Consider the following 14,384-nt stretch of genomic DNA (forward strand, 5'->3'; position numbering starts at 1 on the left):
TACAGCAATTCAAAGCGTTACAGCGTTCTTTTCGCGTCTTTTCAGAGGCGCGGCGCTGTCGACGCCAACCGCCGCTTCGCCATTGCCAAAAGCCCGTGTGCCGCGACGCTCTCGGCATAGTCCCGATAAGCGGGATCCCGGCTCAGCATGCGTTCTTCGGCGCGGGCGCGCATGACGTAGATAAGACTGACGATCGCCAGCATCCCTGCCCGGGCAAGCCCTTCTGCAAGGCCACTGGCGATGAAGCTCGGAGCCGCAAACAGCCACCAGGCGATGTTCTTCGAGACATAGGCCGGATGTTTGATGAAGCGATAGGGGCCTGATGTGATGATGCCGCGATGGGTAAGGTTGGAAAATCGCGGCCCGAAGGCGACAGTCGCCCAGACATAGATCACGGTGCAAAACAGCGTCGCGATGCTCCAGAGGATGAAGACGGCCGAACCTTCCTGGATCACGGTCTCCCAACCCGGCCCCTCGCCATAAGGCACGAAGGCGTGCGAGATCGCAGGGAAGAACGGCTCATAGCAGATGAGGCAGACAAGCCAGCCGAGTGCTGTCGTCTCCGTTGCTCTGACATGCCATCCGAAAAGCTTGAAGGTGGCGATATAACCGCCGGCGGCAAGCACGGTGTCGAGAAGAAAGGCAAGCCGCAACAGGCCTTCGAACCAGGCAGCCGAGAGCGGAGGAAATGCCCAGGCCGCTTTGTCGGCGAGATCGGAAAGCGCCGCCATGCCGCCTGAAAACATCAGCACGAGAAAGAAGCATTTGATTGTGAGCAGGCGCAATGCGAACAGCGCGTCCTCCTCGCGAAAATCCTGCATCAGCACCGCACGCCCGACCTGATTGAGATAATCGTCGGGCTCTTCGGCGACCAGATCGGTGACCACAACGTAGAGAATGGTGGCGCCGGCAAGCGCGATGAAGATCGGGATGGTCGTGTGGCCGGCCTCGATTATCCATTGGACTGCCGACGACTGTGTGAAAAACGGAAAGACCGAGCAGGCGATGACGACCACCCCAAAAAGCGCGGCGAGACCGACAAGTTTGGTTCCGATGCGCCGCCAGAAGATGGCGGGAGCCTCGTCTCGTCTCGCTCTCGATGCCCATCGCCAACGAGCAGCGAGCGTGCCATCGACGACGATCCACGCCAGGAGAAGGCAGAACACCGCAAACGCCATTGCCTTGCCGGGCTCAAGCTGCAGATAGGTCGGGAGTGCAATGCCGACGAGAACGCCGACAAGGGTTGCAGCCTGACTGACGAGAGGGCTCCCGGTCACGGTATCCCTGTCCTGCGATATCGGCACGCGCTCGGCTTTCTCGATCACATTGCCAGCTGGACGGAGCCCCGAGAGCGTATCCGTGTCGCCTGCGCTGCAAGCGCCAACGCTGCTTCAGCCGTCAGCGGAGACACATCTTCCGGCAGCGAGACCATCGCAATATCGAGCTTGTCGTAATCGACCATGTAGTAACCCGATTCGGTTTCGATAACTGCCTCGGGCCTGATCGCCAGCAGATCCTGCGCCATCGTGCCGACGAACATCGGGCCGCCCCAGATGTAGCGGAAGGCATAGACCGGTATGCCCTGAGCCGAGGTGCCGAGCCGACGAATATCGGTCTTCAAGCGGCGATCGGACCAGCCCCCGCTGGAGCTCGAGGAACTGCTCGAACCAGAAGAACCGCTAGAGCCAGAGCCACCGCCCATGCCGCCGCCAGAGTTGGAATTCCCACCGGAACTGTTCTCAGAGCGGGCGAAAGCCGGTTGATTGCTCTTTGCCGCCACTTTTTTGACGGTGGGCGTGGGTTTCCTGGCAGGCGTGGCCGGCTCTTCAGTGGCGAACAGTGTTCTGGCGCCTGGGTCGAAGATGCAGCTCTGCAGGATTGCGCCTGAGCCTGCGATGAATGTCGAGCACAAGAGAATACGGATGATGAGCTTGCTGTTCATGTAGGGCGCCCCCAGACCGCCGTTTTAGAAGAGATCGTACCTCGGATTTCGCTTTACCCATGTCGCCTTGGCAAGTTGAACGAGCCTGTCGTCGAGCGACTTGGTCTTCGGAAGCGCCTTTTGCTCCTGAGTGGTCAACTCGGCAACGAAGGTTTTTTCCGCTTTCTTCTTTGCAGCACTAGGCAAGGTCTTGAGTGCCGCCTTTGCCTGGTTCTTCGGGTCGCCGCTGCCCGGCATATTGATGGCGGTCGCCAGCGCGAAATAACGCGCCGCCGTTGCAAGGCTGTCAGCGTCCGCACCCTCTTCCTTCGCCAGCATGGCGCGGTCGAGCGCACCCCAATAGTCGCCGCGTTCCGCGCCCATCTCCAGCCACTTCACCGCTTCGGCTTTGTCCGCGGCAACGCCGACGCCGTCGCGGTACATGCGTCCGAGATTGGTCGGGGCATAGGGCTGACCGCCCTCTGCCGCCCGGGTGAAAAGGTCGAGCGCTTTCGGGAGATCCTCCGGAGCGCCTTTTCCGAAACGGTAGACGAGTGCAAGATTGTTCAGCGAGTAGATGTCGTTGCGCTGGACACCGGCTTCGTAGAAGCGGATAGCGCGCTCGGGGTCGGCCGGAACGTTGATGCCGTTCAGGAAGATATAACCGAGCTCGTTCATTGCATAAGTATGACCGAGATCGGCCGCCTGCAGCATCAAGCGCAACCCCAGTTGCTGGTCGCCCTTGGTGCCGCGGCCGTAGTAGAGGGCCTTGCCGTAGCTGTGCAGGGCAAAGGGATCACCCTTGGCCGCACCACCCTTGGCGATCTCGCTTGCCTTGGCGGCGTCGCGTGGGACAGAGGCGCCGAACTCGTAAAGGCTCGACAGTTCATAGATCGCCCGGACATGCCCGGCATCCATCGCCTTCTTGATCGTCGCAAAAGCTGTTTTCGCGTCACGGTTGGCAAGCTGGGCTCGGCCGAGCTGATAAACAAAGCGCTCGACCTCGGGATAGGCCTTTATTGCCTCCGTGCAGGCGGGCAGTGCAACATTCGGGTCGATCTCGTTCGGCAGTTTGCCCGATGTCACGCCCTGCAGGTCGAGGGGGGCTGCGGCTGATGTGTCGCAGGCGTCGAGCACCGGTTTGAAGGTGACGGTGGCCGGCGGCAGATCGTCATTGGCGGCTTGCAGCGTCAGGGCGTAAGGCTGGTTTTCCGTGCCGATCTGCGGCTCGTAGGAAAGGGCCGGAATATCGGCTGCTTCGAGCACGTGACCGAGCCCGATCACCCGGTCTCCGGCGCGTAGCGTGCCCTTGTCGGGCAGGGCTGCGACCTTGAAGGTCATCTCCGCAACCGATGCCGGCACGACCGGCAGACTGGCTTCAACAGGGCCGACGCCGATCGTCGTGCTCACGTCACGCGGCAGGGTCTTCAGATAGGCGTCGGCATCGGCCAACCGCACCTGCTTTTCCTGTTCGAGCTGGGCGAGCTTGGCGCCGGCATCCGCCGAGACGGTGATCGCGACGACGCCCTGCGTCGCCTGACCATAGGGGTCGCTGACGGTATAGCCGATCAGGCCGACGGTTCCGGCGGCAACGCCTGATGAATCATAGGTCAGCGCCGTCAGTGCCGCGACGGGCATCTTCGCGCCTTGCTCGACCGGCTTGCCGTCGAAGCTGAGCTTGCCGGTCTTGGGAAGCTGGTTGAGGGTGACGAGCAGCGCCGAGCCGGTTTCGTCATGCGGCGGGGCGATCGGCAATTTGGTCGTGGCCGCACCCTCCGGCACGCTTACCTGCTGCATCGATTCGACACTTGGCGGCGGCGGCGCCGGAATGAAATAGAAGCTGTCCATCAGTGAGGAATTTTCCCAAGGGACCTGCTTGCCGCCGGTCATGGCGATCACATCACGGCGCACGTCGGTCAGCACCTGGCGGATTTCCTTGTTGGGTTCGCTCGCCCGCTTGATGAAGGATTCGGAATAGGGGCTCAGCGCCCCGGTGCCATCGAGCGCCACCTGACCCGGTTCTGTGGAAAAGGCGATCAGACTGCCGAGGTCGCTATCGATACGCGCAAGTCCGCGTGTGGCGCCGACCGGTTCCAGCTTTTCCGCCATCCAGAACTTCTGGGCGTTGAAGGGATTGTTGCGGCAGGCGTCGAGGAAGATCAGCTGCACCCGCGAATTCTGCTTGAGATGGTTCAGAATGAGGTCGAGCGGCATGGTCTGCGTCTCGACGTCATAAGGCGTCTCCAGTGTCGCATCGACCGGTACAAGGAAATTCTGACCGCCCACCTGGATGCCGTGGCCCGAATAATAGATCAGGCCGGCCTCGGCATTGCTGGTCGAACGCAGGAAGCGGCGCACCGTATCCTCGAGCCCGATGCGGTCGACATTGACACCGATCGTCACATCGAAACCGGCCGCACGCAATGTGCTGGCGACCTCTTCGACATCATTGGCAGGATTGGGAAGCGAAGGCAGCGTCTTATAGACCGAGTTCCCGATGACGAGGGCGACGCGGCGTCCGCTCTCTTCTGTGATGGCGGCAAATGCCGTGCCGATCGATAGCAGCATTGCCGCGACGATCAGCAGATAAGCGCACAGTCTCTTGACGTGGTGAAACTTGGGCATGGCTCGATCGCAAACATTCTATTGTCTAAGTTCAATAAAATTTGCTGGCCTGCTGGTGCTCGGCCCCCTCCGCATTCACAGTCCAAAACTATTCCTCGGCGCTTTAAAAAGCAAGCTTCGCCGCCTCCAAGTCAATTGGAGCAGTCCCGTCAGATTGGAAGCCCGTCGCCGACAAGAAAGACTGTCGAAATCAGGAATTTAACATGCGCCCGGCGAAGTTTCCTTAACCTCGAAACGTATAGTTGCTGATCGAGGCCGGTTTCATCTCGATGGAGAAGCCCGGCAGGGTCGGCGGCATGTAGGCGGCGTTCTCGATCAGGCAGGGGTCGAGGAAGTGTTCGTGCAGATGATCGACATATTCGATGACGCGGCCGTCCTTGGTGCCCGACACCGCGACGTAATCGATCATCGACAGATGCTGCACATATTCGCACAGGCCGACGCCGCCGGCATGCGGCCAGACCGGCAGGCCGAACTTGGCGGCAATCAGCAGCACGGAGAGGACCTCGTTCAGCCCGCCCATCCGGCAGGAATCGATCTGCACGATGTCGATTGCGCCCTCGGCGATGAACTGCTTGAACATGATGCGGTTCTGGCACATCTCGCCGGTCGCGACCTTCACCGGACCGATCGCCTGGCGGATCTTGCGGTGGCCGGCGACATCGTCGGGACTTGTGGGTTCCTCGATGAAGAAGGGCTTGGCGAAGGAGAGCGCCTTGACCCAGTCGATCGCCTGGCCGACGTCCCATACCTGGTTGGCGTCGATCATCAGGTAACGATCGGGACCGATCACCTCGCGGGCAATCCTCAGACGGCGGATATCGTCTTCGAGATCGCGGCCGACCTTCATCTTGATATGGTTGAAGCCGGCGTCGATTGCCTCCTGGCAAAGGCGGCGCAGCTTTTCGTCGCCGTAGCCGAGCCAGCCGGCCGAGGTCGTGTAGCAGGCGTAGCCCTCCTTTTCGAGGATGGCGATGCGTTCCGCCTTGCCCGCCTCGGCGCGCTTCAGGATCTCGACCGCTTCAGCGCGCGTCAGCACGTCGGTGAGATAGCGGTAATCGACGATATCGGCGATCTCTTCCGGCGACATCTCAGCGACGAGGCGCCAGACGGGCTTGCCGGCCTGTTTGGCGAGCAGATCCCAGACGGCATTGACGACCGCGCCGGTCGCCAGGTGAATGGCGCCCTTTTCCGGGCCGATCCAGCGCAGTTGGCTATCGCTCGTCAGATGCCGCCAGAACGCGCCGGGATGGGCGAGAACCTCGGCGAGGTCGGCGCCGACGATGAGGTGGCGCATCGCTTCGATCGCCATGCAGCAAATGTCGTTGCCGCGGCCGATGGTGAAGGTCAGGCCGTGGCCGGCAAGATCAGGCGCATCCGTATCAAGAATGACGTAGGCGGCCGAATAATCCGGATCGGGATTCATCGCATCGGATCCATCCAGGCTTTGCGACGTGGGAAAGCGGAGATCGAAGACACGAAGGTCGGTGATGCGGGTCATGGTTGTTCCTCCCGATTATATGGGCCGATTATATAGAGCCGATTGCAGTGGCCGGGACGGCCGGCAAGACTGCCGGGCCGGCCGCACCAGCTGAAATCAGATCGTCCAGCCGCCGTCGATGGCGATCGCCTGGCCCGACGTGTAGGTCGCTCCGGCGAGATAGACGGCGAGATCGGCGATCTCCTCCGGTGAGCCGAGCCGGCCCATCGGCTGGCGGGCGATGAAGGCGGCGCGCGCCGCATCGTAATCGCCCTGCGCGCGCATGCGGTCCTGCAGCGACGGGCTTTCCACCGTGCCGGGGCAGATGGCGTTGCAGCGGATACCTTGGCCGACATAATCGGCGGCGACGGCTTTGGTGAGCCCGATCACCGCCGCCTTGGTGACGCCGTAGGCGAAGCGGTTCGGCACGCCCTTGATGCTGGAGGCGACGGAGGCCATGTTGATGATCGCTCCGTCCTTGCGTTCGATCATGCCCGGCAACACGGCGCGGATGGTGCGGATCATCGCCTTGACGTTGAGGTCGAAGGCGAATTCGAGATCGGAATCCTTCATCTCGAGGATCGAGCCGGCATGGACGAAGCCGGCGCAGTTGAACAGCACGTCGACCGCGCCGATCTCGGCGACGAGGGCCCTGACCGCATCCTCTTCGAGCACGTTCAGCTTATGGGTGGAAACGCCGGTTTCGGCGGCAAGCGTCGCCAACGCCTCGGTGTTGATATCCGTCGCGTGGACCTTGGCGCCGATCGCGGCAAAGGCTGCCGCCGTCGCCCGGCCGATGCCCTGACCGGCGGCGGTGATGAGAACGGTCTTGCCGGAAAGTCTGTTTGTCATGTCACGGGCCTTTTCTGAAATTGTCTACGCTGGACGATGGAGTGTACCGGTCTGCTTCCGCAGGTGCGCGGCTCTCTGCGTTAAATGGAGGAGTTGGCGCTGTTGCACAGGCAGATCAGCGGGAGATTCAGCCGATTGGCTGCGATTTTGGCGATCTCCGCCGGCGGCAGGGCCGATGACCATTCCCATACGCTGCACGGTCTTCCTCCCTGTCCCCGGCTTGCTTATGATCCTGCCGCTCGGGGCGCCTTCGGTCCTTCCGTCGTTCGCTTTCGATCGACCTTTTTCAGTGATGATTTGTCTGTTTATAGACAAACAGACGATTGGCCAAGGGTCAAGTGCGAAGTTTTCCTTTTCCGGCTGCGGTTCTGCGTATATGCAGAATAATATTCACAGGAGGAAGGAATGGAGACCGACGAGTCCGACCGCTACCGCGCTCCTGCCCTCGACAAGGGCCTCGATATCCTGGAATTGCTCGCCGGCGTCGACAGTGGCCTGACCCAGGCCGAAATCGCCAAGCGACTCGACCGCAGCCCCAACGAATTCTACCGCATGCTCGACCGGCTGGTGCGCCGCGGTTACGTCACCCGGCTGGATGGCGACCGCTATTCGCTGACACTGAAGCTCTTCGGTCTTGCCCAACTGCACGCGCCGGTGCGCCGGCTCGCCTCCTATGCCACGCCGCTGATGCGCGATCTCGCCCAGCGCACGCGCCAGGCCAATCATCTTGCCGTCTTCGATCGTGGCGCGGCTGTCGTCATCGCCCAGCAGGAGGCGCCGGACTATTGGGGATTCTCGATCCGCATCGGCGCCCATATCAGCCTCTTCGACACCGGCTCAGGACATGTGCTGCTTGCCTTCCGTAGCGAGGAGGAGCGGGAGATGATGATCTCGGAACATGTGCGGAGCCGCTCGGAGATCGAACTCGGGCCCGAATTCTACGATCGTCTCCACCAGATCCGCGAGCGCGGCTACGAGATGATGGCGAGCGCCCAGACATCAGGCGTCTACAATCTTTCCGCTCCTGTTCTTGGACCGGACCGCCGCTGCATCGCCGCCCTCACCTGCCCCTTTATCGCGCTCGTCAATGCGCCGTCCGCTCCCGACATCACGCAGGCGATCACACTGGTGCAGAAGACCGCCGCCCAGCTTTCGCTGCTTGCCGGCGCCGATGTCGTTAACCCCGACTGAGGCCTAAGAATTTCTATTTGAACAATCCATTCACCAGGAATAGGTTTGCCATAAAACCACTCTGGGAGGAGAAGAGCGTGTTCATCGACACCCATCTGCACATCATCGATCGATCGGCCCTGCCTTATCCCTGGCTCTCTGGCGTGCCCGCTCTCGATCATGATTTCCTCTACGAGACCTATGCGGCTGAGGCCGGGCGCTGCGGCATCACCACGGCGCTGCATATGGAGGTCGACGTCGATCCCGCCGCCATGCAGGCCGAGACCAATCACGTCGCCGGCATCGCCAACAAGGAAGGCAGTCTGATTACCGGCGCCATCGTCTCCTGCCGGCCGGAAGAGGAAGGCTTTGCCGCCTATCTCGAGCGGCAAAAGGCCGATCCCTTCGTCAAGGGGTTCCGCCGCGTGCTGCATGTCGTGCCTGATGATGTCTCCGAAGGCGCCCTGTTTCGCGAAAACATCAGGCGCATCAGCGGCAGCGGCCTGACCTTCGACCTTTGCACATTGCCGCATCAAGCGGGCCGTGTGACCGCCCTCGTCGATCTTGCGCCCGACGTGCAGTTCGTGCTCGACCATTGCGGCGTGCCGGATATCCGCTCTGATGCCTTCCAGCCATGGAAGGCCGGCATATCAGAGATTGCCCGGCGGCCGAACGTCGTCTGCAAGGTCTCCGGCGTGGTCGCCTATGCCGATGCGAAGACATGGACGGCGCAAACGCTGTGGCCCTATATCGAACATGTGATCGCAAGTTTCGGCTGGGACCGCGTCGTCTGGGGCAGCGATTGGCCGGTCTGCACGCTCGGTGGCGGCCTCTCTACCTGGGTCGCGGCAACCCATGCGATGCTTTCCGGCGTGAGCGAGGCAGAGCGCTCGAAGTTGCTTTTCGCCAACGCACAGCGCCTCTGGTCGCTCTGACGTCACAAAATAAAGCGACCGGTCTCCTGGTCGTGCCATTTCGGCATGTTTTTTGTACCATTCCGGGACAAAAAACGCCCGTTTTTCGGCCTTAACGCTATCTACATGCAAGCAATTGCTAGCCTTATTTATCTCGGCTAAAAGTTGTTGACACGGATATGGCGAATACCCCCTTGTCCGCTGCCTTCAGAAGGGAAAATGAGATGAAAGAAGCACCGCATTCCGTCGATGTTCACGTCGGAAAGACGATCCGTATCCAGCGTCTGTTGAGGAAAGTTTCTCAGACGGAACTGGGCGATCGTGTCGGCGTAACGTTCCAGCAGATCCAGAAATACGAAAAGGGTTCCAACCGCGTTTCCGCCAGCATGCTGGTCGAAATCGCCGGCGCGCTGAAGGTCGACGTCAGGACATTTTTCGACGACATGTCGACTCCTGATACGGCCAACGACAACCCCGCTCCGAGCGAGGAATTCGTTATTTCGCGTGAAGGCGTGCTTCTCAATGCGGCGTTCTTTTCGATCAAGAACGAAGCGCTTCGCAAGAAGATCCTGAAGCTCGTCCAGGCGATTGCCCACACCGAACAGTTGGACTCTGAAGCGGCTGAGTAAAGTCCTTCACGCGATCCAAACGGACCGCATGAGGCATCAGGCATGAGGATCAATAGCAATCGATCGGGCTCAATGGCGATCGATCAGGATTAGATTCTCGCTGGCATCCTTCATTGCGATCTTGGCTTTGCTGCCGAGCAGTTTCTCGAGATTGACGTCAAGCTCCCTGTCGGGATCTAAGCCGTCCCAATCGATGACGACCTGCAGCAGCGCCATGTTCGTCAGGTGCATCAGGTTACGCAGCTGAAGCTTTTCAGCCTCATCCTTGGCTGCCGACAGCAGCCGGAAGATCCTTGCGTATTCGCTGCCGGTACCCTCGTTGTATTGATCAAACATCGTTCCCGCCTCTTTGGTCGTGGAACCCTACGATTCCAACTGTGCTGCATCTTTCCGCCGCGACCGTTATTCAAGCGTTACAGGAACCGAATTGCGCGTGACTTCGGCATGCAGAAGCTCCCAATGTGAGGTCGCGGCAAAGCGCCAGTCACGGTTGACGGGGAGGAATTTATCCCGGCGCAGCCAGTCCAGCACCAGTCGCGCGTCGTTGCGCTTGCGCTCGACGCGGCTGCCGCGGATGGCGGCGAGGATATGGTCGCGGCGCGGCTTGCGGAAATGGCACTCGTCGGCCACCTTCGCATAGGTGCGCTCGGAGAAATGCAAAAACCGGCCGGCCAGCAACAGCTTCTTGCGCTCGCCGGGCGTAATCTCGCCGCTGGCGTAAAGCGCATCGATCGTCGGCTCGAAATCGACCCAGGGAACGGAAAGCGGCAGCCAGCCGAGCTCCTGCGGCGCATGCACCAACGCGACGGCCTCATCGTCGAGCAGCCGTCCGGACTCGTAATCTTCGAAGATCGAGCCGAGCCCGACCATACCGAAGGGGGCGCATTCTGCTGCCCGCAACGCCCCCATGCTGGCCCCGCCGGCAACGGCGACATCATGTTCGAGTGCGTACAATATTTCCTTGTGCCAGACCGAAGGCAGATCGCCGAAATAGCCGTCGACGAGGCCGATCGCGGTGGCGCCGTCCCGAACGGCCTTCAGGATGTCTCCGGCGGCGGCCGGCGGCCGGAAATCGATGCAAGGAGACATGGCTCTCGCCGCGGCAAGATCACTGCCAAGGCTCGGGCCGACGAACAGCACCTTCATGATTCAGCTCCTCTGATGGTGTTGACCGCGCGCATGCCGAGCTGAATGTATTGGCCTGATATATCGACCTCCAGTCCCGGCACGATCACTCTGACGACCGAGATCGGCAGGGCTCGATGCGGAAACGGCACGACGACGATTTGCTCGATGCCGGTCGCCGTCAGCCGATCGGCAATATGGCCGATGGATTCCTGGATCGTCGCCGGGCGGCGATGGCGGGCCTGGAACGAGCGCATCCGGCCATCGCCCTCGCAGAGTTCGACCACCTGCTGCATCGCCGCACTCCGGTCGAGCCGCTGATAGATGCGCGGCGAGAAATCGTCGCGGCTGCCGGCGATCGCGGTCAGCCGGCTCTGCGCCGCTTCGGTGATGGCACGCAGCGCGGCGCGCACGGGATCGGGGTGGCAGCCGCAGCCACCGCAAACATGCGACCAGCGCGCGTCGACACGGTCGGAAAGATTTCCTGGCATGATGACGGCCAGAAAGGCGGGAACGCCGATATCCGTCGTCATGTCGAGCAGCAGCAGTTTCATGCCGGCGCGCGTGATCCGGTCGGTCATGACGTCGATGACCGCATCGCCGAAGGAGGCGGGGTCGATGCGGCTCTCCCTCAGCCGCTCAGGCGATTTCAGCTGGGTCAAGGCCCAGGCGTCGCGCTCCACCAGCTCACAAAGCCCATGCAGGACCGCTTCGGACGGCGTGTTGCCGGAGGCGAGCCCATCGCTCGACTGCTCGAAGCCCGCCGGCCTCTCGCCGCGATGGTCGAGTCCGACGAGCCACCACGGCACGAAGACGCTGCTGCCGGAAAGGATGTCGAGCCCCGTGCACCAGGCAATAGGACTGCTGCCGATCTCGTCGGGCGCGCAGCGTGCGACATTGTCGAGATCGACCATCGCCGCATGCTCCGCCCGCATGCTGTCGACCGTCGCCTGCGTCAGGTCGGCGGGGGCAATTTCGGCGATCCGCGTCTCGACCGCTTCCATCGCCGCCGAGGTCATGGCGGCATCATTGTCGATACCCTTGCCCTGAAACACCGAGAGCGTATGGCTGTTCGGCCTCGTTGCGAAGGCGACGGGGATGTTCAAGACGTCGAGTGCTGTCAGCAGACCGACGCGCGTGATGCCGAATTCGCGCAGATGCGGCCTGATGGCCGCGAGGGTCTGAGCCGGCGTGACCGCGCGGTCATGATAATCGCTGACACCGGCCGATGATCGTTTAAGGTCACCGGCAAGCGTTTCAAGGTCGGTGAAAGCGGACATAACGATCTGTTCCTTAGCGGAACCTCAGCGCATGCGTCAGGCTCTCGAGCGCATTGGCGGAAACGTTGAGTTCGTCCTGCTTCAGGGCTGCCCTGGCGGCGGCAGTAAAGCGCAGCGACTGTGTCTGAGCTGCGGTGGTTTCAGCATTCGTCTTCATGTTCCATCTCCGATTGGTTGGGCAGCGCCTTGCTGCCGTTAACCATCGGAAAGAAACATTGCCTCCGTCATTTAAGCGTTACAGGCTTCGTTAAAAGGCCGTGCATCACGGAAGACCAGCAAGTTGCAGGCCCTTTATCAGCGGTTCCGTATAGGCGGGATCGCGATCGGGGACGAAATGGCGGATCTCCTCGCTGCGGAAATCGGGGAAGTTTTCCAGCACCACCCTGGCGTAATTCCTGGCTTTGCCCGTATCGCCTGCCATGGCATGCGACGCGGCGAGCAGACGGGCTGTTGCCTGCTTCGCCTTCACCGGCTCCAGCGCCTCGATCGCCATTTCATATTCTTCGCGCATGAAGTGGATGCCGCCGAGGTTCCAGTAATAATAGTCTGGCGGCAGCGGATTGAGTTTGAAGGCAGCACGGCTGAGCTCCAGTGCTCGATCGAAATCGCCATCATGGGATAGCGCGTCGGCGAAATCGGCGAGGATATCGGCATCGTTTGGATTGAGATCCTGGGCCTGCTGGAAATATTCCAGGCTTTCGTCGAAGCGGCGGCGATAAAGCGCCACGAAGCCGAGCTCGCGGTAAGCCCGGCCGCTGTTCGGGTCGGATTGCTGCGCCTGCCGGGCAGCACCGTTCGCCTCGTCGAGCAGTTCCTTGTCCCGCATGCCGCGGATCAGCCATTCCATGCCGAGCGCGCGCGACATGCCGGCATGGGCGGCAGAGAAATGTTCATAACGATTGAGCGAGGATTTGAACCATTTGCGCGCCTGGCGCAGATGCTGCAGATCGGTCTGGGCAATCAGCCGCTTGCCTTCCAGGTAGAGACGGTAGGCGGACGGCGGCGCCTCGCCGATCGGTATCGCCAGTTCGTGACGCTCGATCGTGTCGGCGAGCGACGAGACGATCCGCCGCGTCAGATGCGCGAAGGATTCGCTGATCTTCTGCATGACCAGCGGCAGTTCGATGGCCCAGATTACCTCAGATGTCGTTGTCCGCGTCAGCCGGCAGGTCGCAAAGACATCCTCGTCGCGGCCCTGGATGGTGACGTAGACCGCATAGTCGAAGCTGAGGTCGAGCGGACCGGGCACGGCACGCGACGGATCGATCGAACGGCTGAGGATCTCCAGGCTGGTATGCGCCGCGATCACCTTGAAGCCGCGCTGCTGGCTAAGGCCGATGGTGACGTCTTCGAGAAGGGCCCTGCCGACGCGCTCCATCAGCGGATCTGTGAAAATGCTTTCCGGCGGCAGGATGATGATACGCGGCTGACCAAGCGGACCGACGGAAAGGTTAAGCGCCGACTGAGGATGTCCCGACGTCGCCTGTGCTGCCGGCGCCAGGTTAAGTTCGCGGGCAAGAGCGGTAGTGCTTTCTTCCGGCTCGGTGTCGAAATCGTCCTTCAGCTGGCTCTTGCACTTCAGATAGGCCTGACGCGCCGCTGCCGGATCGTTCATCCTGACATAGGTGCGCATCAAGGCGCGATAGGCCGTCTCGCTGGCAGGGTCGAGTTCCAGCAGGCGCCTGGCAAGCGTGACCTGCTCTTCATCCGATCTGTCTTCCGATATCTCGACCAGCCGGGTGAGATGGGTTGAGCGCAGTTCACCGACACGCTGGCGCTCATAGGTCAGCCAGTCCTCGGCGCCCTGCGTCGGCGATTTGACGCCTTCGAGCAATTCGCCGTTCAGCAGGCCGCCGTCTTCGGGTGCAAGCGGCCCTTTCTGTTTCAGGATATGAACGTCGACCTCCCAGCCATCGGCAAGGCCGATATGGGTACGGGTCGCGGCAAGCAGCGGTGGAAGGCCGGCGGGAACGCTCTGCTCGATGCGCGCCAGCAGCTGGCGCAGGCTGCCGGCTCGTTTTTCCGGCAGCTCCGATTGCCAGAGCTGTCGCCTGACGGTTTCGCGGTCGAGTTCGAAATTGGGTTCGGCGGCGAGCATGGCGAGGAGAAAATAAGACTTCTCCGGCAAGGGGAGTTCCTTCCCCGCCGCCAGCAATCGCGGTCTTCCGAGCAGGCACAGCCTGTTCGTCAGCATCTTCCGGATGTCCATCGCATCTCGGTTCTCACCCCTGAAAGCCAAGGCGCACAAGCGCACCGACCAATCAAAGACATGTTAGAGCCATAAGAGCCCGGCGCATAGCGGTTTTGCTTTAAAAAGCAGAAATTTCGTCGAATATTTGCATATTCGCGTGTCACTCGCGCGGGGGATGCTTGATCAACACTGTCATC

At 61.3% G+C, this 14,384-nt stretch carries 13 protein-coding genes; 3 read left to right on the plus strand and 10 right to left on the minus strand.

What is annotated here, in order from left to right; translation table 11 throughout:
* Nucleotides 1-41: 41 nt before the first annotated feature.
* The 5 genes from J3P73_RS31085 to J3P73_RS31105 all read right to left on the minus strand — a co-directional run bounded on the left by J3P73_RS31085 (nucleotide 42) and on the right by J3P73_RS31105 (nucleotide 6,878).
* Entirely contained in the window at nucleotides 42-1,304 is a 1,263-nt protein-coding gene (locus J3P73_RS31085) for a methyltransferase family protein (protein WP_207580083.1), read from the minus strand.
* A gap of 17 nt (nucleotides 1,305-1,321) precedes the next feature.
* Nucleotides 1,322-1,942, minus strand: coding sequence for a tail fiber domain-containing protein (locus tag J3P73_RS31090; RefSeq protein ID WP_185828662.1), 621 nt, complete (start codon nucleotides 1,940-1,942; stop codon nucleotides 1,322-1,324).
* Between the two features lie 24 nt (nucleotides 1,943-1,966).
* Nucleotides 1,967-4,546 (minus strand): caspase family protein, encoded by a 2,580-nt coding sequence (locus J3P73_RS31095; protein ID WP_024321742.1) that lies wholly within the window; start codon nucleotides 4,544-4,546, stop codon nucleotides 1,967-1,969.
* A gap of 223 nt (nucleotides 4,547-4,769) precedes the next feature.
* A complete protein-coding gene (locus J3P73_RS31100; RefSeq protein WP_168307189.1) occupies nucleotides 4,770-6,047 on the minus strand; it encodes an L-fuconate dehydratase in 1,278 nt (425 codons plus the stop codon).
* A gap of 96 nt (nucleotides 6,048-6,143) precedes the next feature.
* Nucleotides 6,144-6,878 (minus strand): SDR family oxidoreductase, encoded by a 735-nt coding sequence (locus J3P73_RS31105; RefSeq protein WP_018071619.1) that lies wholly within the window; start codon nucleotides 6,876-6,878, stop codon nucleotides 6,144-6,146.
* Nucleotides 6,879-7,283: 405 nt separating this feature from the next.
* On the opposite strand from J3P73_RS31105, the gene J3P73_RS31110 reads away from it, so the two are divergent.
* The 3 genes from J3P73_RS31110 to J3P73_RS31120 all read left to right on the plus strand — a co-directional run bounded on the left by J3P73_RS31110 (nucleotide 7,284) and on the right by J3P73_RS31120 (nucleotide 9,591).
* Nucleotides 7,284-8,069 (plus strand): IclR family transcriptional regulator, encoded by a 786-nt coding sequence (locus J3P73_RS31110; protein WP_018071618.1) that lies wholly within the window; start codon nucleotides 7,284-7,286, stop codon nucleotides 8,067-8,069.
* A 77-nt stretch (nucleotides 8,070-8,146) separates the two neighbouring features.
* Nucleotides 8,147-8,983, plus strand: a complete 837-nt coding sequence (locus J3P73_RS31115) for an amidohydrolase family protein (RefSeq protein ID WP_185828663.1) — start codon at nucleotides 8,147-8,149, stop codon at nucleotides 8,981-8,983.
* 203 nt (nucleotides 8,984-9,186) lie between these two features.
* On the plus strand, nucleotides 9,187-9,591 hold the full coding sequence (locus J3P73_RS31120) for a helix-turn-helix domain-containing protein (protein WP_018071616.1): 405 nt from the start codon (nucleotides 9,187-9,189) through the stop codon (nucleotides 9,589-9,591).
* 69 nt (nucleotides 9,592-9,660) lie between these two features.
* Here J3P73_RS31120 and J3P73_RS31125 read toward each other — a convergent pair whose 3' ends face one another.
* From J3P73_RS31125 to J3P73_RS31145, 5 genes are all read right to left on the minus strand, one after another.
* Entirely contained in the window at nucleotides 9,661-9,927 is a 267-nt protein-coding gene (locus tag J3P73_RS31125; RefSeq protein ID WP_018071615.1) for a hypothetical protein, read from the minus strand.
* A gap of 66 nt (nucleotides 9,928-9,993) precedes the next feature.
* The gene (locus tag J3P73_RS31130; RefSeq protein WP_018071614.1) at nucleotides 9,994-10,737 is read right to left on the minus strand and encodes a TfuA-like protein; all 744 of its coding nucleotides are present in this window, start codon (nucleotides 10,735-10,737) and stop codon (nucleotides 9,994-9,996) included.
* Nucleotides 10,734-11,996: a YcaO-like family protein gene (locus J3P73_RS31135; RefSeq protein ID WP_018071613.1), complete on the minus strand. Its 1,263-nt coding sequence runs from the start codon at nucleotides 11,994-11,996 to the stop codon at nucleotides 10,734-10,736. The genes J3P73_RS31130 and J3P73_RS31135 overlap by 4 nt, the downstream gene beginning before the upstream one ends.
* A gap of 13 nt (nucleotides 11,997-12,009) precedes the next feature.
* The gene (locus J3P73_RS31140) at nucleotides 12,010-12,153 is read right to left on the minus strand and encodes a hypothetical protein (protein WP_207580060.1); all 144 of its coding nucleotides are present in this window, start codon (nucleotides 12,151-12,153) and stop codon (nucleotides 12,010-12,012) included.
* 105 nt (nucleotides 12,154-12,258) lie between these two features.
* Nucleotides 12,259-14,205, minus strand: coding sequence for an AfsR/SARP family transcriptional regulator (locus tag J3P73_RS31145; RefSeq protein ID WP_050566552.1), 1,947 nt, complete (start codon nucleotides 14,203-14,205; stop codon nucleotides 12,259-12,261).
* Nucleotides 14,206-14,384 lie beyond the last annotated feature (179 nt).

The organism is Rhizobium ruizarguesonis (genome assembly GCF_017357285.1).
Lineage (GTDB): Bacteria > Pseudomonadota > Alphaproteobacteria > Rhizobiales > Rhizobiaceae > Rhizobium > Rhizobium ruizarguesonis.